We start from the raw sequence: 22,092 nt of genomic DNA, 5'->3' as shown, positions 1-22,092 counted from the left end.
GAAAACGGCAGTATTCAGGGTTGCTGTACTTGCTGCAAATGCCCGTAAAGCTTGGCGTAGAGGCCACCATCGGCAATCAACTGTTGGTGATCGCCATCTTCGGCAATCTGCCCGCCATCGAACACCAACACCCGATCAGCCTGTTTTACCGCAGACAAGCGGTGGGCAATGATCAGGGTAGTCCGCCCTCGCAAAAAGCGCGTCAGGGCCTGGTGCAAGTTGTACTCGGTGGCAGCGTCCAGGGCCGACGTGGCCTCGTCGAGAATCACCACTTTGGGCTCGGCCAGGACCATGCGCGCAATGGCCAGGCGCTGGCGCTGGCCTCCGGAAAGTCGCACACCAGAACGCCCGACAACGCTGTCCAGGCCCTGGGGCAGGGCCCGGACCGTGGCATCCAACTGGGCAATTTCCAGCGCCAGCCAACAGGCGGCGTCGGTCCGCTCCCGGCCCATGGTCAGGTTGGCGCGGATGCTGTCGTTGAACAGGGCCGGATGCTGCAGGACCACGGCGACGTTTTCCCGAACGGTTTCCAGGCCAATGTCCTGCTGGCTCGCACCGCCAAAGCGGATCACCCCGGCGCGCGGGGTATAGAGCCCCAGCAGCAGTTGCACCAGGGTACTTTTGCCACCGCCGCTGGCGCCCACGATGGCGACCTTTTCACCCGGCGCGATGGACATGTCCAGGTGGTTGAGCACCAGTTCATCGCCATAACCGAAGCTCAGGCCGCGCACGTCGATGCCGACGGTTTCCCGGCCCTGAAACGGGTTGCTGCCACCGGCGTATTGCGGCTCGTCGGCGCGGGCCAGCAATTCGTTGATCCGTGTCAGAGCGCCACCCGCCGCGTAAAAGGCGTATTGCAGGTTCAGCAACTGCTCCACCGGGCCGATCATGAACCACAGGTAGCTGAACACGGCCAGCATCTGCCCGATGGACAAGTCCGAGAACAACACCGTAAGCATCGCCGCGGCGCGAAAGATATCGATACCGAACTGAAACAACAGCCCCGTGGCGCGGCTCGAGGCGTCGCTTTTCCACTGCGAGGCCACCGCATAATCACGCACTTCCCGGGCCCGCTGCCCCAATCGCCCAAGGAAGTAGCCCTGGCGATTGCCGGCACGCACTTCCTGGATCGCATCCAGGGTTTCAGTCAGGGCCTGGGTGAAACGCGAGGTGCTGTCGTTTTCCAGCTTCTTCAGGTGCTTGACCCGCTTGCCCAACTGCACGGTGGCGTAGATCACCAACGGGTTGAACAGCAGAATCAACAGCGCCAGTTGCCAGTGCATCCACAGCAAAATCCCCGCAGTGCCCACCAGGGTCAGCATGGCCACCAGGAAGCGACTGAGGGTTTCACCGACAAACTTGTCCACCGTGTCCAGGTCGGTGACCAAGTGGGTGGTCACGGTGCCACTTCCGAGGCTTTCGTATTCCCCCAGGGAAATACGCTTGAGGCGCTCGATCAGCCGGGTGCGGATCCGATAGACGATGTCCTTGGCCAGGCCGGCAAACAATCGGGCCTGCACCACGTTGAACACCAAGGCACAGCAGCGCAGGCCCAGGGTCGCCAGCAGCATCAGGCCGATGTAACCCGGGGCGCTCTGCCACGCGAGCGGCAGCGCCCGGTTCATCACCTGCAGCGCGGCGTCACCGTGGCCCAACAGGACTTCATCTACCAGCAAGGGCAACAGCAAAGGGATCGGCACACTGCACAGAGTAGCCAGGACCGCCACGGCGTTGGCCACCCACAAACCTTTGCGATGGTGCAACGCCAGCCGGCGAATTTCCGCCCAGGTCAGGCGATCGACAGGCTTGGCAGGCGCGGACGTCTCGGTCGGGTCATACACAGGCAGCCCGCTCCAGCCAACGGCCGAGCAACGGGGACAGCACATCAAGTGGCTGGTAGCCGTTGGTCAACAGCGCCAACTGGCCGTTGCGCTCGGCGAGCAAGGTGGGGAACCCGGCAATCCCCAGGTCCTGGACCCAGGTGAAGTCTGCTGCGGTGGCGGCGTGCTGCTCGGCACGGTCAAAGGCTTCGGCGAACTCGATACGCGGCACGCCCGCCTGCTCTGCCAACTCCACCAGTACGCTGGCGTGGGTGACATCGCGCCCCTCTACATAGAACGCCTGCTGGATCAGCTTCAACAGGTTCCAGGCGCAATCGGCCGCCAGGCTGCGGGCCGTGACGATTGCCCGGCAGGCCGGTTCGGTGTCGTAGACAAAGCCTTCGGGCAAGGCGCCCTCGAAGCTGAACGGCTGACCGGTGGTCTCGTTGACCGCCTGCCAGTGTTCAAGAATGTAGCGCCGGGTCGTGGGTTCGAGGGCCGAACCGCTGCCCGTGCGCAAGCCGCCCACCACCAGGTGCACTTCCACACCGGCAGCCTGGGCCTGCTCGACCAGCGCCTGCGCCACTGGTGCAAAGCCCCAGCACCAGGAACACATCGGATCCATTACGTAGAGCAGGCGGGCAGACATGGCTCAGGCCTCGGAGGGTGATTGCTTGTAGTTGAAACCGATCGGGTGCGGCTGGTTACGCGCCTTGGCCAACTCGATCTGCTTCTGCCGGTCGATGGCACTGCGGCGAGTCTTTTCGCTCAGCTTGTCCCAACAATGGGGGCAACTGATTCCGGGCACATAGTGCTCGGACGCACGATCCTCGACACTCACCGGCGTGCGGCAGGCATGACATTGATCGTAGTCGCCTTCACTCAAGTCGTGACGCACAGTGACCCGGTTATCGAAGACGAAGCAGTCGCCCTGCCATTTACTCTCTTCCTGCGGCACCTCTTCGAGGTACTTGAGAATCCCACCCTTAAGGTGGAATACCTCATCGAAGCCTTCACTGAGCATGAAGCTGGAGGCTTTTTCGCAACGAATGCCGCCGGTACAGAACATGGCGACTTTCTTGTGCTTGCTCGGGTCGAAGTGGGCTTTGATGTAGTCGGGGAATTCGCGAAAACTGGTGGTCTTCGGATCGATGGCGCCCTCAAAGGTACCGATCGACACTTCGTAATCATTGCGGGTATCGATCAACAGCACTTGCGGATCGCTGATCAACGCATTCCAGTCCTGTGGATCGACATAGGTCCCCACCTGTTTGTTGGGGTCGACGCCCGGCACCCCCAGGGTGACGATTTCTTTCTTCAGTTTGACCTTGGTGCGGTAGAACGGCTGCTCGTCGCAATACGACTCTTTGTGGTCGATGTCGTCCATGCGCGGATCGTTCTTGAGCCAGGCCATCAGCCCGTCAATGCCTTCGCGGCTGCCGGAAACCGTGCCGTTGATGCCTTCTTCGGCGATCAGCAAGGTGCCTTTGATGCCGTTGTCGAGCATCGCCTGCAGCAGGGGCTCACGCAGGGCGACGTAATCTTCGAGAGTGACGAACTTGTACAGTGCCGCCACGACAATGGGTTGTGTCATGGGTAATCTCCAGGTGGCTACCCTCGTAAAGGGTGAACCGGATACGGCAGATGCGAGCTTTTCGCTGCACGCTGCAAATAGAGGCAAAAAAAAACGCGCCGACTTGAGCGGCGCGTTGCGGATTGTAGCAGGAAGGCGGTGCTGAGCTCCAAGCGACAAGCTCAAAGCCTCAAGCTTGCCGCTGCGGCTTATCGCTTGCCGCTACCCCCCGCACACGTCGGCGAAGCTGGAGCCGCGCCGATTTTGAGCCATTCTTCCGGCGTATAGGTGTGCAGCGCCAACGCATGAAACTCACTCATCAGATCGCCCAGGGTGGCGTAGACCTTCTGATGGCGCTTGACGCTGTTGAGCCCGGCAAACTGCTCGCTCACCAGCACCGCCTTGAAGTGGGTCTGCAGGCCGCGGCTGTGCATATGACTTTCGTCCAGCACTTGCAGATGCTCGGGCTGCAAGGCCCCAAGGGCCGATTCAATACGTTGTTGCATGGTCATTCCTGGCTCCGCTTACTTCTTCTTGGCCGGTGCAGCCTTAGGCTCGAGTTCGGTGGTCATGTCCGCCAGCAGCTTGTTGACCACGGGCACGGCGCTTTCCAGCTTGGCCTGGGTCATTTGCGCCGATTGCTGAGTCAGCTGGGGCATTTTTTCCAGGACTTTCTTGCCCAGTGGCGACTGGTAGAACGCCACCAGGTCCTTGAGCTCGGATTCGCTGAAGTTGGTGGTGTAGAGCTTGACCATGTCCGGCTTCAGCTTGTTCCAGCCAATGGCTTGGTCCAGGGCGGCGTTGGCCTTGGCCTGGTAGGTTTCCAGCAGGGCGCGTTTCGACTCGGGGGCTTTGGTTTGCTCAAAACGCTGGGCAAACATTTGCTGCACTTGCATGTACACCGGGGTACCCAGCTTGTCGGCGTGGGCCAGGGTCAGGAAGGCTTCGGCACTGGCGTTGTGGCTGGCGGTATCGGCAAGAACCTGGCCGCTGGCGCATACCAGAACAACCGCGGTACAGATGGCACGAAGACGGGTCATCGAGTTTCCTTTTCTAGCAGGCGAGGTAAAACCCCAAGGGCGACCATTCTGCGCCTAATAAACTCCGGGGCTCAACCCCAGGCCTGATGCCGCCTGGTTTTGCTCGACCAAAGGAAGCAAAACACGCTTTACGGAACCCGGGCCACGGATCACGACCTAAACTTCGCAATCAGCCCAACAGGAGAGTGAACCGATGAGCCGTATCGAAACCGACAGCCTTGGCCAGGTCGAAGTCCCGGATGACGCCTACTGGGGGGCACAGACCCAACGTTCGCTGGTGAACTTCGCCATCGGCAACGAGCGCATGCCGCTGTCGGTCCTGCACAGCCTGGCGCTGATCAAGAAAGCCGCCGCGCGGGTCAATGACCGCAATGGCGACCTGCCCGCCGACATCGCCCGGCTGATCGAACAGGCCGCCGACGAAGTCCTGGCAGGCGAACATGACGACCAGTTCCCACTGGTGGTCTGGCAGACCGGCAGCGGCACCCAGAGCAACATGAACGTCAACGAAGTGCTCGCCGGGCGGGCCAACGAACTGGCCGGTAACCCTCGCGGCGGCAAGACCCCGGTGCACCCCAACGACCATGTGAACCGCTCGCAAAGCTCCAACGACTGCTTCCCCACCGCCATGCACATCGCTGCGGCCCAGGCCGTGCAGTCCAAGCTGCTGCCGGCGATTGCCGAACTGTCCGGCGGCCTTGCCGAGCTTTCGGCCCGGCACATGCATCTGGTGAAAACCGGGCGCACCCATATGATGGACGCCACCCCCATCACCTTCGGCCAGGAACTCTCGGCCTTCATTGCCCAACTGGGTTACGCCGAGCGCGCCATCCGCGGGGCCTTGCCGGCGGTGTACGAACTGGCCCAGGGCGGCACCGCCGTGGGCACCGGGCTCAACTCGCCCCACGGTTTTGGTGAGGCCATTGCCGCCGAACTGGCGGCGCTGTCCGGCTTGCCTTTCGTCACCGCACCGAACAAATTCGCCGCCCTGGCCGGGCACGAGCCGCTGACGACTCTCTCCGGCGCCTTGAAAACCCTGGCCGTGTGCCTGATGAAAATCGCCAACGACCTGCGCCTGCTCGGCTCGGCCCGCGGGCCGGCCTGGCCGAAGTGCGCTTGCCGGCCAACGAGCCCGGTAGTTCGATCATGCCCGGCAAGGTCAACCCGACCCAATGTGAAGCGCTGTCCATGCTGGCCTGCCAGGTCATGGGCAACGATGTAGCGATCGGCTTTGCCGCCAGCCAGGGGCACCTGCAGCTCAACGTGTTCAAACCGGTGATCATCCACAACCTGCTGCAATCCATCACCTTGCTGGCCGATGGCTGCAGTAACTTCCAGGCCCATTGCATTGCCGGCCTGGAGCCCGATGCCGGGCAGATGGCCGCACACCTGGAACGTGGCTTGATGCTGGTGACCGCGCTCAACACCCACATCGGCTACGACAAGGCGGCAGAAATTGCCAAGAAGGCCTATGCGGAAAACCTGACCCTGCGTGAATCCGCGCTGGCCTTGGGTTACCTGACGGATGAGCAATTCGACGCCTGGGTCCGTCCCGAAAACATGCTGGAGGCCGGAAAGCAGGGCTAGAAACAACACCGGCGCCTACCCAAACCTGGGTAGACGCCGGCCTGATAAAAGGACTGGCCGCCTAACGCACCGCCTCGAACAGCCCGGTGGCGCCCATGCCTCCGCCCACGCACATGGTGACGATGCCGTAGCGCAGGTTGCGCCGTTGCAGCTCGCGCACCAAATGGCCGACCTGACGCGACCCGGTCATGCCGAACGGATGGCCGATGGAAATCGAACCGCCATTGACGTTGTAGCGTGCGTTATCGATTTCCAGGCGATTGCGGCTGTACAGGCACTGGGAAGCAAAGGCTTCGTTCAACTCCCACAAATCGATATCGGCCACGCTCAGTCCCTTCGCCTTGAGCAGCTTGGGCACCGAAAACACCGGGCCGATGCCCATTTCGTCCGGCTCGCAACCGGCCACGGTAAAGCCGCGGAAAAACGCCTTGGGCTTGAGCCCCAGTTCCAGGGCCTTTTCCAGGCTCATCACCAGGGTCATCGAGGCCCCATCAGACAACTGCGACGAGTTGCCCGCCGTCACCGAACCGTCCTCGGCAAACACCGGTTTCAGCCCGGCCAGGCTCTCCAGGGTGGTGTCCGGGCGATTGCAGTCGTCACGATCGACCACACCGTCAAGCACCTGCACCTGGCCGGTGTTCTTGTCCTCGACCTTGTACTTGACCGCCATGGCGACGATTTCATCATCGAACAGCCCGGCCGCCTGGGCCTGTGCGGTGCGCTGCTGGCTTTGCAGGGCATAGAGGTCCTGTTCTTCGCGGCTGACGTTGTAGCGTCGAGCAACGATCTCGGCGGTCTGGCCCATGGGGAAGTAAATACCCGGCACCTGCTCCTTGAGCAGCGGGTTGACGAGGTTGTCTGTGTTGACGCTTTTCATCGTCAGGCTGATGGACTCGACGCCCCCGGCGACAATGATGTCGCTGCAGCCGGAGGCAATCTGGTTGGCGGCAATGGCAATCGCCTGCAACCCCGAGGAACAGAAGCGGTTGAGGGTCATGCCCGCCGTGCCGGTGCCCAGTTGCGAGAGCACCGCTACGTTGCGCCCAATGTTGTAACCCTGGGCGCCTTCGTTGGAGCCGGCGCCGACGATGCAATCCTCGACGCTGGCCGGGTCGATGCCGTTGCGGCTCAGCAGCGCATTGACGCAATGGGCGGCCATGTCATCCGGACGGGTCTGGTTGAACTTGCCGCGAAAGGACTTGGCCAGGCCAGTCCGCACGCTATCGACGATCACCACTTCACGCATGGCACACCTCATTGTTGTTGTCGGTTGGAAGTGGGCCGAGCATAAGTCTGCCCCTTCACCGACCGCGACAATCATTCACCCCGCGTATGCGCGACCATCGCTCTATTTCTTGTCCTTCTTGCGTTTTTTATCGTCCTTGTCGGACTTTTCGAACGCCTCTTCCAGGGCGCGGTTGAGGGTGCGCAATACCTTGATCCGGGCCCAGCGCTTGTCATTGGCTTCCACCAGGGTCCAGGGCGACACCTCAGTACTGGTACGGTCAACCATGTCGCCGACAGCGGCGCGGTAGTCGTCCCATTTTTCGCGGTTGCGCCAGTCGTCTTCAGTGATTTTGAAGCGTTTGAAGGGGATCTCTTCCCGGGCCTGGAAGCGCTCCAGCTGGGTCTGTTTGTCGATCGCCAGCCAGAACTTGACCACGATCACCCCTGCATCGGCGATCTGCTCCTCAAAGTCATTGATCTCGCCATAGGCCCGCAGCCAGTCGGCCGGGGAACAGAAACCCTCGACACGTTCCACCAACACCCGACCGTACCAGGAGCGGTCGAACACGGTGAATTTGCCCCGGGCCGGAAGGTGCCGCCAGAAACGCCAAAGATAAGGCTGCGCGCGCTCTTCTTCAGTGGGCGCGGCAATCGGCACGATGCTGTATTGGCGTGGGTCCAGTGCTGCCGCCACCCGCCGGATCGCCCCGCCCTTGCCCGCCGCATCGTTGCCTTCGAACACCGCCACCAGGGCGTGCTTGCGCATGCGTTTGTCCCGCAGCAGCCCGGACAGGCGCGCCTGCTCGGTAATCAGCTGTTCCTCGTAATCGTCCTTGTCCAGGCGTTGGGTCATGTCCAGGCTGCCAATCAGGGTCACCTGATCGACGCTGGACGGCAGCGGTGCAGCGGTCACCAAAGCCGTCTTGCCAACGGGGCGGTTCAGTGCGTTCTGCAACCCCTCCAGCAGGATCTTGCCCACGGTCAGGCTGCGGTAATAAGGGTCCACGCCCTCGATCACGTGCCAGGGTGCATAGTCGCGGCTGGTGCGGCGTAACACCCGCTCACCGTATTTGACGAACTTGTCGTAGGTTTCTGACTGCTGCCAATCCAGGGGGCTGATGCGCCAGCTGTGCAACGGGTCGTCCTGCAGGGCCTTGAGCCGGGCCTTCATTTGTTTCTTGGACAGATGAAACCAGAACTTGAAGATCAGCGCGCCTTCGTCACAGAGCATTTTCTCCAGGCGTTCGGCGGCGTTGATTGCCTGATCCAGGCGCGCGTCCTTGAACAGACCATGGACCCGCCCCTGCAACATCTGGCTGTACCAATTGCCGAAAAATACCCCCATGCGCCCCTTGGCGGGAAGCATCCGCCAATAGCGCCAGGCCGGAGGACGGGCGAGCTCTTCATCGGTCTGCTGGTCGAAGGTGCGCACTTCGATCAGCCGCGGGTCCATCCATTCGTTGAGCAGCTTGACCGTCTCGCCCTTGCCTGCGCCTTCGATCCCGTTGATCAGCACAATCACCGGAAACCCGGCCCTCTGCTGCAACTCGAACTGCGCTTCCAGCAACGCCTCGCGCAAGGCAGGCACTTCGGCTTCGTAGGTGTCTTTGTCGATGGCGTGACCGATTTCGGCAGATTCAAACATGGACGGCTCCCTTCCAAGAATTTTCCAAGACTAGCGGATCGACAACGGCCGCAGGAAACAAATCCCCGGGCAACCCGAGGCTGGCCAGCAAAAGCCGGCGGCGGATTTTCCGCGCCCCGGAGGCAGCGGGCCTTGTCATGGGTCAATCGCACCCGCGGCGATCAGCTAGAATGGCCGCCTTGCCGATTTCGAGCCGAACATGACTCCCGTATTGCCCCATGCCCAACTCGACTGGGACGACCAAGGTCGCCCGCGTTCCAAGGTCTTCGACGATGTGTATTTCTCCACCGAGTCGGGCCTGGCCGAAACACGCCACGTGTTTATCGAGCAGAACCGCCTGACGGAACGCTTTGCCGCGCTCCAGCCGGGCGAGCGCTTTGTGATCGGTGAAACCGGCTTCGGCACCGGGCTGAATTTTCTCTGCGCCTGGCAGTTGTTCGAGGCCCAGGCCGATGCGGATGCCCGCTTGCATTTCGTCAGCGTGGAAAAGTACCCCCTCAGCCCCGACGACCTGCGACGCGCCCTGGCCCTATGGCCGGAACTGGCGAGCTTCGCCGAGCGCTTGCTGGCGTCCTATGTGGCGGTGCACCAGGGGTTCCAGCGCATCGTGCTGGATGCCGGCCGGGTCACCCTGACCCTGCTGATCGGCGATGCCCTGGAACAGTTGCCGCAACTGGATGCGCAGATCGACGCCTGGTTTCTCGACGGTTTTGCACCGGCGAAAAACCCCGACATGTGGACCGCGGAACTGTTCGCCGAACTGGCCCGCCTGGCGGCGCCCGGCTCGACCATCAGCACCTTCACCAGCACTGGCTGGGTTCGACGCCTGTTGAACGCCGCCGGGTTCAAGATGAAACGCACCCCGGGCATCGGCCACAAATGGGAGGTGCTGCGCGGCGCATTTCTCGGCTGGCCCGAGGACGCAGCGCCGACACCGGCCGTCAAACCCTGGTTCGCCCGGCCCTCGGCACCGCAAGAGAAAACCGCCCTGGTGATCGGCGGTGGCCTGGCCGGCTGCGCCAGCGCCGCCAGCCTGGCGGCTCGGGGCTGGCAGGTCAGCCTGCTGGAGCGCCACGAGCAACTGGCCCAGGAAGCCTCGGGCAACCCCCAGGGCGTGCTCTACCTCAAGCTATCGGCCCACGGCACCGCGCTGTCGCAGATGATCCTCAGCGGTTTTGGCTACACCCGGCGGCAGCTTGAACAACTGCAACGGGGCCAGGACTGGGACAACTGCGGCGTGCTGCAACTGGCCTTCAACCCCAAGGAAGACGAGCGCCAGGCCCAATTGGCCGACGCCTTCCCCACTGATCTGCTGCAACGGCTGGACCAGCCCCAGGCCCAGGCGCGCGCTGGCGTCGACCTGGCCTGGGGCGGCCTGTTCTACCCCGAAGGGGGCTGGGTGCATCCGCCGGCCCTGTGCCAGTGGCAAGCCCGCCATCCGAAAATCCAGGTCTTGCAACGGCACAACGCCCTGGAACTGCGCCAGGTCGATGGGCGCTGGCAAGCCTGGGACGGCGAACACTTGCTGGCCAGCGCGGCAGTGGTGATCCTCGCCGGCGCGGCCGACATCAAGCACTTTCCAGCCAGTGCCGAGTTGCCCCTCAAACGCATTCGCGGGCAGATCACCCGCTTGCCGCAAACCCCGCGCAGCCAGAGCCTGGCCACCGTGGTGTGCGCCGAAGGTTATGTCGCACCACCGCGCTTGGGCGAGCACACCTTGGGTGCCAGCTTCGATTTCAAGAGTGACGACCTGACGGCCACGGTCGCCGAGCATATCGGCAACCTGGCCATGCTGCGGGAAATTTCCAGCGACCTCAGCGAACGCCTCGGCGCCGAGCAACTGCCGCTGGAAACCTTGCAGGGCCGTGCTGCGTTTCGCTGCACCAGCCCGGACTATTTGCCCATCGTCGGGCCCCTGGCCGACCCGGCCCTGTTCGCCGACACCTACGCCGCGCTGGCCAAGGATGCGCGGCAAGTACCGGACCTGCCCTGCCCCTGGCTCGACGGCCTGTATATCAACAGTGGCCATGGCTCCCGCGGCCTGATCACCGCACCGCTGTCCGGTGAGTTGCTGGCCGCCTGGCTGGAAAACGAACCCCTGCCCCTGCCCAGAAGCGTGGCCGAAGCGTGCCACCCCAACCGCTTCGCCCTGCGTCGGCTGATTCGCGGCAAAGCCTGATAGACACTGGCGGCGCGTCGCAAAAACGCGCCGCCAAAGTCAGGCAAATCAGCAGCTTGACCAGCCCAGCAACGCACTTGAACCCACTTTCTTATAACCGATCGATCTAAAACTCCCGAGTTATGCACAGGTCAGTTTCCTGGTACCCGCCCTTTTGGTGGCTACGGATTGACTCTCCCCAACGGAAAAACCGGTAAGGACTTATGTGCGGACTAGCTGGCGAACTACGCTTTGATCATCAACCTGCCGACCTGGCAGCGGTTGAACGAATCACCCATCACCTGGCCCCCCGTGGCCCCGACGCCTGGGGCTTTCACAGCCAGGGCCCGATCGCCCTGGGCCATCGACGCCTGAAAATCATGGACCTGTCGGACGGCTCGGCGCAGCCGATGATCGACAACGCCCTGGGCCTGTCCCTGGCGTTCAACGGGGCCATCTACAACTTCCCCGAACTGCGGGCCGAGCTGGAAAAACTGGGTTACGCCTTCCATTCCGGCGGTGACACCGAAGTGCTGCTCAAGGGCTATCACGCCTGGGGCACCGACCTGTTGCCCAAGCTCAATGGCATGTTTGCCTTCGCCATCTGGGAGCGCGATGCCCAGCGCCTGTTCATCGCCCGCGACCGCCTCGGGGTCAAACCCCTGTACTTGTCACGCACCGGCCAGCGCCTGCGCTTCGCCTCAGCGTTGCCGGCGCTGCTCAAGGGCGGTGATATCAACCCGATCCTCGATCCAGTGGCGCTCAATCATTACTTGAACTTCCATGCCGTGGTGCCGGCGCCGCGTACCTTGCTGGCCGGCGTTGAAAAACTGCCGCCGGCCACCTGGATGCGCATCGAAGCCGATGGCCGCACCGAGCAACAAACCTGGTGGACCCTGCCCTACGGCCCCCGCGCCGACGAGCTCAACCTGACCTTGGAAGACTGGCGCGACCGCGTGCTCGACAGCACCCGTGAAGCGGTGGCGATTCGTCAACGGGCGGCGGTGGATGTCGGTGTGCTGCTTTCCGGCGGCGTCGACTCCAGCCTGTTGGTGGGCCTGCTGCGGGAAGTCGGGGTGGAAAACCTCTCAACCTTCTCCATTGGCTTCCAGGATGCCGGTGGCGAGCGCGGCGACGAGTTCCAGTATTCGGACCTGATCGCCAAACATTACGGCACCCAGCATCACCAGTTGCGCATCGACGAGCGCGAAATCATCGAGCAGTTGCCGGCCGCCTTCCGCGCCATGAGCGAGCCGATGGTCAGCCACGACTGCATCGCCTTCTACCTGCTGTCGCGGGAAGTGGCCAAGCACTGCAAAGTGGTGCAAAGCGGCCAAGGCGCCGACGAACTGTTCGCCGGCTACCACTGGTACCCGCAAGTGGACGGCGCCAGCGACCCGTACGCGGCCTACCGAGCGGCGTTCTTCGACCGCAGTTACGACGACTACGCCGCCACCGTGCAACCCAAGTGGCTGACCGCCAACGATGCTGCCGGCGACTTTGTCCGTGAGCATTTTGCCCAGCCCGGTGCCGACGCACCTGTGGATAAAGCCCTGCGCCTGGACAGCACCGTGATGCTGGTCGACGATCCGGTCAAGCGTGTGGATAACATGACCATGGCCTGGGGCCTGGAGGCGCGCACGCCGTTCCTCGACTACCGCCTGGTGGAGTTGTCGGCCCGGGTGCCAGCCCAGTTCAAGCTGCCCGACGGCGGCAAGCAAGTGCTGAAAGAAGCCGCGCGCCTGGTGATCCCCAGCGAGGTGATCGACCGCAAAAAAGGCTACTTCCCAGTGCCGGGCCTCAAGCATTTGCAGGGCGACACCCTGAACTGGGTACGTGAACTGCTGCTGGACCCGAGCCAGGACCGTGGCCTGTTCAACCCCGCCATGCTCGACCGCCTGCTGACCGACCCGCAAGGCCAGTTGACCCCATTGCGCGGCTCCAAGCTCTGGCAGTTGGCGGCACTGAACCTGTGGCTCAGCGAACAAGGAATCTGACCGATGAAAGCCCATGCCACGGCTTACAGCCAACGCTTGCTGCGCGGCCAGGCGCCTTCTTACGAACGCTTGCAGGCACGCTTCGCCGAGGACGGCAGCGAACTCGGCGCCGCGCCCATTGCCGTGCATTGCGGGTGGGGGCGGCTGCTGATCGGCCACACCTTCCCGGACCCGGCGAGCCTGGCCGAAGAGCTGCTCAACGAGCAGCCCGGCGAGCGCGACATCGCCCTCTATGTCGCCGCACCGCAACAGGTGCTGGGCCTGGAGCCCGCGCAGCTGTTTCTCGACCCTTCCGACACCTTGCGCCTGTGGTTCAGCGATTACCGCCAAGCCACCCGGGTATTCCGCGGTTTCCGTATCCGCCGGGCGCAGAATGAAAGCGATTGGCAGGCCATCAACCAGCTGTACCAGGCCCGGGGCATGCTGCCCATCGACCCGAACCTGCTGACCCCGCGTCACCAAGGCGGGCCGGTGTACTGGCTGGCGGAAGATGAAGACAGCGGCGCGGTGATCGGCAGCGTCATGGGCCTCAATCACCACAAGGCCTACCAGGACCCGGAACACGGCAGCAGCCTCTGGTGCCTGGCGGTGGACCCCCACTGCACCCGCCCGGGGGTAGGTGAAGTGCTGGTGCGCCACCTGATCGAGCACTTTATGAGCCGCGGCCTGAGCTACCTCGACCTGTCGGTGTTGCACGACAACCGCCAGGCCAAGAACCTCTACGCCAAGCTGGGTTTCCGAACCCTGTCGACCTTCGCCATCAAGCGCAAGAACGGCATCAACCAGCCGCTGTTTCTCGGCCCCGGCCCCCAGGCGGACTTCAACCCCTACGCACGAATCATTGTCGAGGAAGCCCATCGCCGCGGCATCGACGTGCAGGTGGATGACGCCGATGCCGGGCTGTTCACCCTTAGCCACGGCGGGCGCCGTGTGCGCTGCCGGGAGTCCCTGAGCGACCTGACCAGCGCCATCAGCATGAGCCTGTGCCAGGACAAGAGCCTGACCCATAAAGTCTTGAAAGGCGCCGGGCTGCGCTTGCCCGCGCAGCAACGTGCAGGCAACGCCGACGACAACCTGGCGTTCCTCGACGAGCACCAGCGGGTGGTGGTCAAGCCTCTGGACGGCGAACAGGGCCAGGGGGTCGCCGTGGACCTGCGCAGCATTGAAGACGTCCAGCAGGCCATCGAACACGCCCGGCAGTTCGACAGCCGGGTGCTGCTGGAAAGCTTCCATGAAGGCCTGGACCTGCGCATCCTGGTGATCGGCTTCGACGTGGTGGCCGCCGCCATTCGGCGCCCGGCCGAAGTGATCGGCGACGGGCAACACTCCATCGGCGCCCTGATCGAAGCCCAGAGCCGCCGACGCCAGGCGGCCACGGGGGGCGAGAGCAAAATCCCTCTGGATCACGAAACCCAACGCACCCTGCACGCCGCCGGTTTCGATTACAGCGACGTATTGCCGGCAGGCCAGCGTCTGTTCGTGCGGCGCACCGCCAACCTGCACACCGGCGGCACCCTGGAGGACGTCACCGGCATCCTCCACCCGACCCTGGTGGATGCCGCCATCCGCGCAGCCCGGGCCCTGGACATCCCCATGGTCGGCCTGGACCTGATGGTGCCGGCGGCGGACCAGCCGGAGTACGTGTTTATCGAAGCCAACGAGCGCGCCGGGCTGGCCAACCACGAACCGCAGCCCACGGCGGAGCGTTTTGTCGACTTGCTGTTTCCCCACAGCCAACCGGCGCCTTGAGCCTTCGCCCACAAGCCCGCTCCTACGCGTCTGACGCTAGGAGCGGGCTGGCCAGCGAAAGCGTCCGAACACCCCTTCATCGAAACCATCGATGCCCTCTTCCCATCAGGAGTTTCCATGACCCGTACAATCCCCGAACCGGACCTCAACTACCTGCAGAAAGTCCTCCTGGAAATGCTCGCCATTCCCAGCCCCACAGGCTTTACCGACACCATCGTGCGCTACGTCGCCGAGCGTCTGGAAGAGTTGGGCATTCCCTTTGAACTGACACGCCGCGGCACCATCCGCGCCACCCTCAAGGGCAAGAAAAACAGCCCGGATCGAGCCGTGTCAGCCCACCTGGACACCATTGGCGCCAGCGTGCGTGCGGTCAAAGACAACGGCCGCCTGACCCTCGCGCCCGTAGGCTGCTGGTCCAGCCGCTTTGCCGAGGGCAGCCGCGTCAGCCTGTTCACCGACAACGGCGTGCTGCGCGGCAGCGTCTTGCCGCTGATGGCTTCCGGGCATGCCTTCAATACCGCAGTGGATGAAATGCCCATCAGTTGGGACCACATCGAACTGCGCCTGGACGCCTACTGCACCACCCGCGCCGATTGCGATTCCCTGGGCATTGGCGTCGGTGACTTCGTGGCCTTCGACCCCTTGCCCGAATTCACCGACAGCGGACACATTAGCGCCCGTCACCTGGACGATAAAGCCGGCGTCGCAGCCTTGCTCGCAGCGCTCAAGGCCATCGTCGACAGCGGCGAGCCCTTGATGATCGACTGCCACCCGCTGTTCACCATTACCGAGGAAACCGGCAGCGGCGCGGCGGCGGCCCTGCCCTGGGACGTCAGCGAGTTTGTCGGCATCGACATCGCCCCGGTCGCACCCGGCCAGCACTCCAGCGAACATGCGGTGAGCGTGGCCATGCAGGATTCCGGCGGGCCCTACGACTATCACCTGTCCCGACACTTGCTGCGCCTGGCCGCGGAACATGAACTGCCGGTGCGCCGTGACCTGTTCCGCTACTACTTCAGCGACGCTCACTCCGCCGTCACCGCCGGCCACGACATTCGTACCGCGCTGCTGGCCTTCGGCTGTGATGCGACCCACGGTTACGAACGGACCCATATCGACAGCCTGGCCGCCCTGAGCCGCCTGCTCGGCGCCTACATCCTCAGCCCGCCGGTGTTCGCCAGCGATGCCCAGCCGGCCCAGGGTTCGCTGGACCGCTTCAGCCATCAACTGGAGCACGATGCACAAATGGAGAGCGACACCCGGGTGCCGTCGGTGGACAGCCTGGTAGGCAATAAAGCGTGAAGCCACCAGGCATGACGCAACGGGGCCTGGGCAGCGGTTTGGCTGGCGGCACAGGCCCCGGCGCAGTAGCATCCGGGATTGTTTGCCGGAGGCCCCCATGCTGATTCCCCACGACCAACTTGAAGTCGACACCCTGACCCGTCTGATCGAGGACTTTGTCACCCGTGACGGCACCGACAATGGCGATGACACGCCCCTGGAAACCCGCGTATTGCGCGTGCGCCAGGCGCTGACCAAGGGCCAGGCGCTGATCGTGTTCGATCCGGACAGCGAGCAGTGCCAGTTGATGCTCAAGCACGATGTGCCCAAGGAGCTGTTTGACTGAATGCCGACGGGCTCATGACCTGAGTCCGTTGCAGATTACGGCGCGGAAAAACGCGGCCCGAACAGAATGACGCTGGCGCCGATCACACAGAGCGCCACGCCCAGCCAGTCAGATGTCAGCGGACGAACCCGCTCGACCATTCCCAACCAGGCAATCGACGCCACCACGTAAATACCGCCGTAGGCCGCATAGCACGACCGGCGTAGGTGGACTCGACCTTGGTCAGCAACAGCGCAAAAAGCGTCAGGCTGAGCAACGCCGGGACGATCCACCAGGCGCTCTTGCCCTGGCGCAACCACATCCAGAAGCCATAGCAGCCAGCGATTTCAAACAGCGCCGCAAGGAAAAACCACAGGTAGTTGAGCATGCAAGGTCTCGTCAGGATGGCTGGATGCCGGCCATCCTGACGACGGCCTCGCGCGGGGGCAAGTTCAACTGGCGTTTTGCTTGGCCTTGGCGCGCATCTTGTCGGCCATCAGGGTCATTTCGTTGTACAGCGCTTGAGGGTTCTGCTGCTTGAGTGCCCACGCCATGCGGCCCTGCTCATGGGGCAGGATCATGAACTCTCCGGCGCCGACCTGGGTGTAGATGTAGTCCGCGATATCGGCGGCACTGATCGGCGAGCTTTCCAGCAACTTGCCCACCTGGGCCTTCATCGCCGGGGTCGGGCCGCGGAAGGAGTCCAGCAGGTTGGTCTGGAAGAACGACGGGCAGACAACGTGCACACCGATTTCCTGCTGTGCCAGTTCAATCAACAGGCTTTCGGACAGCGCCACCACACCGGCCTTGGCCACGTTGTAGTTGCTCATCGCCGGGCCCTGCATCAGGGCCGCCATGGATGCAATGTTGATGATCCGACCGCGGCTCTGTTCCAACAACGGCAGGAAGGCTTTGCAGCCCTTGACCACGCCCATCAGGTTAATTGCGATCTGCCAGTCCCAATCCTCCAGGGACAACTCGCTGAAAAAACCGCCCGAGGCTACACCGGCGTTATTGACGATGATATCGATGCCACCCAACTTCACCTCGCAGGCTTGGGCAAACGCCGTCAGTTGGCTGTAATCACGCACATCGCAGCGCTGGATAAAACCATCGCCACCCGCCTCGCGAACAAGTTTCAGGGTTTCCTGAAGGCCCGGTTCGCTGACATCGGACAAGGCCAACTGCCAACCTTCACGCGCCCAGCGCAGAGCGATTTCACGACCCAGGCCGGAACCGGCGCCAGTGATCATCATGCGATTTTGCATAGGAGTTGCCTTGTTGTTCTGGGGAAGATCGGCCGAGTGTAGCGAAGGACCCAGCCCGACCCACGCACCATCAGACTGCTGAATGCCCCAGGCAAACTTGAGCCTCGGTGCGACGTTGCCCCGTATCAATAGTTCCGTACGGGAGCAACTTGTACAGGCCGCGGAAAGTAAATAAAACGGAATAACCCAAGCCGCAAAAAACTTTAAAAAAACTTGGAATTATCTCGCTGTGCCCAGAGTCGGAATTATTAAGCGGCTCGCTCATTAGTTAAAACGAGCCCGTCATTAAACCAGCCACGTACGTGATTAAAACTTTAATAAGGAAATCGACATGGGCACCATTCTCATCGTTATTCTGATTTTGCTACTGGTCGGCGGCCTGCCAGTCTTCCCACACTCCAGAAGTTGGGGTTACGGGCCATCGGGCATCATCGGCGTGGTGCTGGTAGTGCTGCTGGTACTGCTTCTGCTCGGCAGGATATAACGCTGCGGCTCGATTGAGTGCGCCATAAAAAACGCCAGTGTTGTCACTGGCGTTTTTTTGTACTGCCTTTGGGTCGCACCTTACTCGTAGATCAAGGTCACCGTGGCACGGGTAGCAATAAGCCCGGCCTTGAGATCGGGCGAGGTTCGATAGTACCTGGCAGCCAGCGGGATAGAGACCGCCTGGCCGTCCTCTGTAGTCGGCACCGTGATGACGTCGGTGCGTGCACCCAGCAATTGCAGCGTGGTACTGGCGGCGTCCCCTCGCAGCAACTGCAAGCCAACGCCTTGCGCCATACCGGCTCCTGCGTCATTGAGCAGGATGTGATCACGGCTGTTGATGCCGTCGACCCGGTAGGCAATCTTGACGCCTTTATCGCAGGTCAATTTAATCGCAAACCCCTTCGCTCCCGCCGACGAACCAACGCTGGGCAAGGCGCGCTGGTGAATCGGGTCAAGTTCGACTGACTGAACGGGCTCCGCCACTTTGCAGCCCATGTTGCTGATCGTCAGTTGGGTGTTGCTGAAGCTGATCTTGTGCACCAGGGCATCGCTGTACCAGATATCAACGGCCAGGTCCTTTGAGTGGCCGGAAGACATCGGGCCGGTCTTGATCAGTTCGAAGGTGAAACGGTGGGGCGAGAAATACTCATTGAGCCCGCGGCCCAGCGGCACGGACTTGAACGGCCCCATGTAAATGCCTCCCAAGGGACCAGCCTCTTTAGGGTTATCCCAGAGCACACGCATGCCTACGCCCGGGATCCCGGTCGCGTATACATGGTTCCCCAAGTCCGTCAAAGGACCAGTCAGTGCCATACTCAGGTTGTAATTACCCAGCCGGCTGCACACCACACGGATGGGAGCCTTGGTGATTTCTTCCTTGAAAAATGTGCTGTTGACCGGGAGGTCACGAGCGATCGAAAGACTCAGATTGACGTAGTTTTTGTGTTCTCTCGCGCTCTCGCAGGTAGCCGCACGACTGACCCCGGAAAACAGCAACAGCCCCAAAACCAAAAGGATGATGTTCATCGTAAGTTCCTGTGCCCTGCGGCTTGTGTATTGACCACGCGGGCCCAAGCAGCGGGTGAGTAGGAAAGATCCGCAACGCCTAAGGCGTTGCTCGTGAAAAACGTTCGCGGGGGCAGCGGGACGATAGGACGCAAGCACCCTAAGGCCCGCACCCAGCCTCCAGCACCGGGTGATCGAGAACCGCGTCATGGGCTGTCCACCCGCTTTTGAGCCTCGCTCAGCAACTCGCACGACAACTCCACCTGTTGGTAATACGCGTCCTTGTCCGGCTCGGTGGCCGGCAGCCGGTAGGGCGCAAGGCACTGCTGGTCCTGAAGCGCTCCCCACCTGACCCGCAACCGCCCTTGGGCCTGCAAACCGCGTAGGAAGGCTCGACCGCCCTGCCCCACCTGGCTCAGGGATTCATCCTCGGCATTGAGAATCTGCGCCCCCAGAGGAATGGGCTCGCCGTCGCTACGTCGTAGTTTGAGCAAGGTGGGCCGCCCGACCACCGTCGGGTAATTGAGCATCACCACCGCCCCCGCCCGGGGCGCTACTTGCTGGGAGGTCATCTCCAGCTCTACATCCGGAGAGGTGCCTTTGGGGTCGAGGGCCACTTCGTTGCGGCGATAGGGCGTCAAACCGGCGACCACTGCGTAGCCACTGCCGGCAATCCTCCCCGACGCACTGCTGAGTACCTGGGCGCCTTCGGCCCCCGGCGCAACCAGCACTGCCATAGTTTCACCCTGGTCCTGGGTGGCACTGAGCCCGCCCGGGTGTGCAACCAACGTGCCCTGCATGCCGAAGTTGGCCTGACGATAGTTTTCCCCACGACTGGCCCCGACGTGATAGCTGGCCTGTGCGGTGTCGTAGTGCAGGCTGCCCCCGTAGTTATGACTGGACTGGCCTTCACCGTTGTCGCTCGCGCCATAGAGGCTGTAGCCGATTTGATCTTCTTCACCGGCTCGCCCACTCAGCGTGCTGTTGATGCCGTGGCTGCGACGCCCGTCGTAACTGATCGACGAGTTCAGGTAAGGCGAGTGCCGGGAGCGCCCCAGGGGCACGCTGACGCTCAGCAGGTATTGAGTGTCCAGCCGACCGTTGGCACTGCGTGTACGACTGGCGTTAAGGCCGAAACTGCCCCAGTTGAACCCGTTGGAGTACCCCACTTGAAAGGTGATGTCGCTGCCCTGCTCACGGCTCCAATAGTTCTGGGCCATGCCGGAGAACGTCAGGTGGCCGCGCTGCTCGCCAATGGGCTGGCTGAGGTTCAACTGGAGACGACTGCGTTGTTTGTACAGCGTGGTTGCCGGCTCGGTGCTGCGCAGACGGGCGAACTCACCAAAGTCCAGGTAACCCTCGCTGGAAAAACGGTAGGCGGCGAGGCTGAAGTTGGTCGCCGTGGGCTCGATCAGCTTGCTGTAGGTCAGGCGCAGACTGCGTCCACTCATGTGCGCCTGACTACTTGGCAACTCGTGGTTGAGCCCGGACGCCTGGGAATGGGTCAGGTCGGCAGCCACCGCGCCCAACAAGGTGCTCAGCGCCAGCCCACCCTGCAGCGCCCGGTAGTCTTGCCCGACCACCGTGCCGCCATAACCGGTCAACATATTGGACAGGCCACGCTGGTACGTGCCCTGGAGAAAATCGGGAGGTGCCCGAAGGCTTTCATCCCGATAGCGACCCGCGCTGAAACTGAAACGAGAACTGTCCGGGCGCAGCAGTTGCGCCACCGAGGCATAAGGCATCACAAAGCGCTTGATGCGCCCGTCCGCCTCCGTGATGGTCACGTTCAGATCGCCGGCATACCCGGTGTTGTACAGGTCGTCGATGGCAAAAGGACCGGGCGCCACGGTGGTTTCGTAGAGTAGGTTCTGCCCCTGACTGACACTGACCTTGGCCGTGGTGTCGGCGACACCTCGCACCACCGGGGCAAAACCACGCATGGAGTCCGGCAGCATGCGTTCATCGCTGCTCAGTTGGAGGCCGCTGTAAGGCATGCTGTCGAAGAAGTTGCCCGGTGTGTAGTACTGCCCCAGGGTCAACTGCGCACTCAGCGGCGTGACATCACGCTGCACGTAGCTGCTCAGCGCGGTGTAGTGACTGTTCTGGCGAGTGTCTGGCTGGTCGTCGTAACGGTAAGACCCGTTGTGCCTCAAGCGCCAATCCCCCAGGTTCAGGCCGCCATTCAGGCTGCTATAGAACTGACGATTGATTTGCCCGCTGAAGCGGTTGTCGGAGAGGTTGTTCGAGTACCCGAGAAAGCCCGCATTGACCCCTGAGTCCCAATCCTTGGGTGACACGTAGCCGCGCTTGCTCAGGTTCAGGTACAGCTGCGGAATCGAAAGGTCAGCCTGCAGCTCTGACATGTCCACATCAAACCGGCTGTGGGGCGGCAAGCCGTCGACCGAGAGGCATTCAGCCGCCAGGGCCGCGTCGCCTTGCTCGGCTGGCAACTTGCGAAAGTCCACCCCCAGTTGTACCAGCACACTGGGCGGCAGGCAGGGCTGCGGCGGTTGCCCTTCCTCGACGGCGGCGCGGATACGGATGTCCTGGCGCCCCACCCAGTTTTGGTTGAGGTACAGATCAAGGCGATAGGTGCCTGGCTCCAGCGGGTTGCTGCGCTGGAACTTGGACAGGTCCACGGCTTGCCCTCGGCTGTTGCCAAAAAACGCCGGGTTGAACTCGACCAGCTCGCTGGCCTCACTGAACGAACAGCCCAGGCTCGACAGCAGCAGGGCCAGACCACTGGAAAGCCGCCAGGCACTCCCTGCCACATCAGATGTTTCTGCGGACGAATACCCAGGTCGAATAAAGAAGAAAAAACACAATGAGCTCATGAGACCTACCCGGACGTTGAACAGGATGGGCCAGCAGCAACCAATGCACGGCTGTCGTCGCTGCACAAAAGGGTCTGGACGGCTAAATCAGTCA

The 22,092-nt window shown here is 62.5% G+C and carries 16 protein-coding genes and 2 pseudogenes; 7 read left to right on the top strand and 11 right to left on the bottom strand.

What is annotated here, in order from left to right:
* Positions 1-14 precede the first annotated feature (14 nt).
* From M1B34_RS21305 to M1B34_RS21285, 5 genes are all read right to left on the bottom strand, one after another.
* The gene (locus M1B34_RS21305) at positions 15-1,886 is read right to left on the bottom strand and encodes an ABC transporter ATP-binding protein (protein ID WP_425273396.1); all 1,872 of its coding nucleotides are present in this window, start codon (positions 1,884-1,886) and stop codon (positions 15-17) included.
* Positions 1,834-2,469: a DsbA family protein gene (locus M1B34_RS21300; RefSeq protein ID WP_123328288.1), complete on the bottom strand. Its 636-nt coding sequence runs from the start codon at positions 2,467-2,469 to the stop codon at positions 1,834-1,836. The genes M1B34_RS21305 and M1B34_RS21300 overlap by 53 nt, the downstream gene beginning before the upstream one ends.
* A 3-nt stretch (positions 2,470-2,472) precedes the next feature.
* Complete coding sequence (gene trhO / locus M1B34_RS21295) at positions 2,473-3,414, bottom strand: oxygen-dependent tRNA uridine(34) hydroxylase TrhO (RefSeq protein ID WP_123328289.1); 942 nt, start codon at positions 3,412-3,414, stop codon at positions 2,473-2,475.
* A gap of 188 nt (positions 3,415-3,602) precedes the next feature.
* On the bottom strand, positions 3,603-3,905 hold the full coding sequence (locus M1B34_RS21290) for a BolA family protein (protein ID WP_123328290.1): 303 nt from the start codon (positions 3,903-3,905) through the stop codon (positions 3,603-3,605).
* Positions 3,906-3,917: 12 nt separating this feature from the next.
* Positions 3,918-4,433, bottom strand: a complete 516-nt coding sequence (locus M1B34_RS21285; protein WP_123328291.1) for a DUF2059 domain-containing protein — start codon at positions 4,431-4,433, stop codon at positions 3,918-3,920.
* A gap of 193 nt (positions 4,434-4,626) precedes the next feature.
* Between M1B34_RS21285 and M1B34_RS21280 the strand changes: the two are divergent.
* A pseudogene (locus M1B34_RS21280) lies at positions 4,627-6,020 on the top strand (class II fumarate hydratase).
* A gap of 61 nt (positions 6,021-6,081) precedes the next feature.
* Here the strand turns inward: M1B34_RS21280 and M1B34_RS21275 are convergent.
* Entirely contained in the window at positions 6,082-7,266 is a 1,185-nt protein-coding gene (locus M1B34_RS21275; RefSeq protein ID WP_268266156.1) for a thiolase family protein, read from the bottom strand.
* A 102-nt stretch (positions 7,267-7,368) separates the two neighbouring features.
* On the bottom strand, positions 7,369-8,892 hold the full coding sequence (gene pap, locus M1B34_RS21270; protein WP_123328294.1) for a polyphosphate:AMP phosphotransferase: 1,524 nt from the start codon (positions 8,890-8,892) through the stop codon (positions 7,369-7,371).
* Positions 8,893-9,091: 199 nt separating this feature from the next.
* Here pap and mnmC point away from each other — a divergent pair, with 199 nt between their 5' ends.
* The 5 genes from mnmC (at position 9,092) to M1B34_RS21245 (ending at position 16,423) form a co-directional block, all read left to right on the top strand.
* The gene (gene mnmC / locus M1B34_RS21265; protein WP_268266155.1) at positions 9,092-11,071 is read left to right on the top strand and encodes a bifunctional tRNA (5-methylaminomethyl-2-thiouridine)(34)-methyltransferase MnmC2/FAD-dependent 5-carboxymethylaminomethyl-2-thiouridine(34) oxidoreductase MnmC1; all 1,980 of its coding nucleotides are present in this window, start codon (positions 9,092-9,094) and stop codon (positions 11,069-11,071) included.
* A 203-nt stretch (positions 11,072-11,274) separates the two neighbouring features.
* Entirely contained in the window at positions 11,275-13,047 is a 1,773-nt protein-coding gene (locus M1B34_RS21260) for an N-acetylglutaminylglutamine amidotransferase (RefSeq protein WP_268261614.1), read from the top strand.
* 3 nt (positions 13,048-13,050) lie between these two features.
* Positions 13,051-14,796, top strand: coding sequence for an N-acetylglutaminylglutamine synthetase (gene ngg, locus M1B34_RS21255; protein WP_268266154.1), 1,746 nt, complete (start codon positions 13,051-13,053; stop codon positions 14,794-14,796).
* A gap of 117 nt (positions 14,797-14,913) precedes the next feature.
* A complete protein-coding gene (locus M1B34_RS21250) occupies positions 14,914-16,098 on the top strand; it encodes an osmoprotectant NAGGN system M42 family peptidase (protein WP_268266153.1) in 1,185 nt (394 codons plus the stop codon).
* Between the two features lie 97 nt (positions 16,099-16,195).
* Positions 16,196-16,423, top strand: coding sequence for a YheU family protein (locus tag M1B34_RS21245; protein ID WP_123328299.1), 228 nt, complete (start codon positions 16,196-16,198; stop codon positions 16,421-16,423).
* 35 nt (positions 16,424-16,458) lie between these two features.
* Here the strand turns inward: M1B34_RS21245 and M1B34_RS21240 are convergent.
* Together M1B34_RS21240 and M1B34_RS21235 are read right to left on the bottom strand one after the other, a co-directional pair.
* Positions 16,459-16,790: pseudogene (locus M1B34_RS21240) on the bottom strand (YnfA family protein).
* A 64-nt stretch (positions 16,791-16,854) separates the two neighbouring features.
* A complete protein-coding gene (locus M1B34_RS21235) occupies positions 16,855-17,670 on the bottom strand; it encodes an SDR family oxidoreductase (protein WP_268266152.1) in 816 nt (271 codons plus the stop codon).
* Between the two features lie 325 nt (positions 17,671-17,995).
* On the opposite strand from M1B34_RS21235, the gene M1B34_RS21230 reads away from it, so the two are divergent.
* The gene (locus M1B34_RS21230) at positions 17,996-18,154 is read left to right on the top strand and encodes a DUF3309 family protein (protein WP_177326809.1); all 159 of its coding nucleotides are present in this window, start codon (positions 17,996-17,998) and stop codon (positions 18,152-18,154) included.
* A gap of 80 nt (positions 18,155-18,234) precedes the next feature.
* On the opposite strand, the gene M1B34_RS21225 is transcribed toward M1B34_RS21230, so the two are convergent.
* Entirely contained in the window at positions 18,235-19,182 is a 948-nt protein-coding gene (locus M1B34_RS21225; protein ID WP_268266151.1) for a fimbrial protein, read from the bottom strand.
* 185 nt (positions 19,183-19,367) lie between these two features.
* On the bottom strand, positions 19,368-21,935 hold the full coding sequence (locus tag M1B34_RS21220) for a fimbria/pilus outer membrane usher protein (protein ID WP_268266150.1): 2,568 nt from the start codon (positions 21,933-21,935) through the stop codon (positions 19,368-19,370).
* Positions 21,936-22,092 lie beyond the last annotated feature (157 nt).

The organism is Pseudomonas morbosilactucae (genome assembly GCF_023241715.1).
In the GTDB taxonomy this organism is placed as follows: Bacteria; Pseudomonadota; Gammaproteobacteria; order Pseudomonadales; family Pseudomonadaceae; genus Aquipseudomonas; species Aquipseudomonas morbosilactucae.
This window is presented reverse-complemented; position numbering and strand designations above follow the sequence as displayed.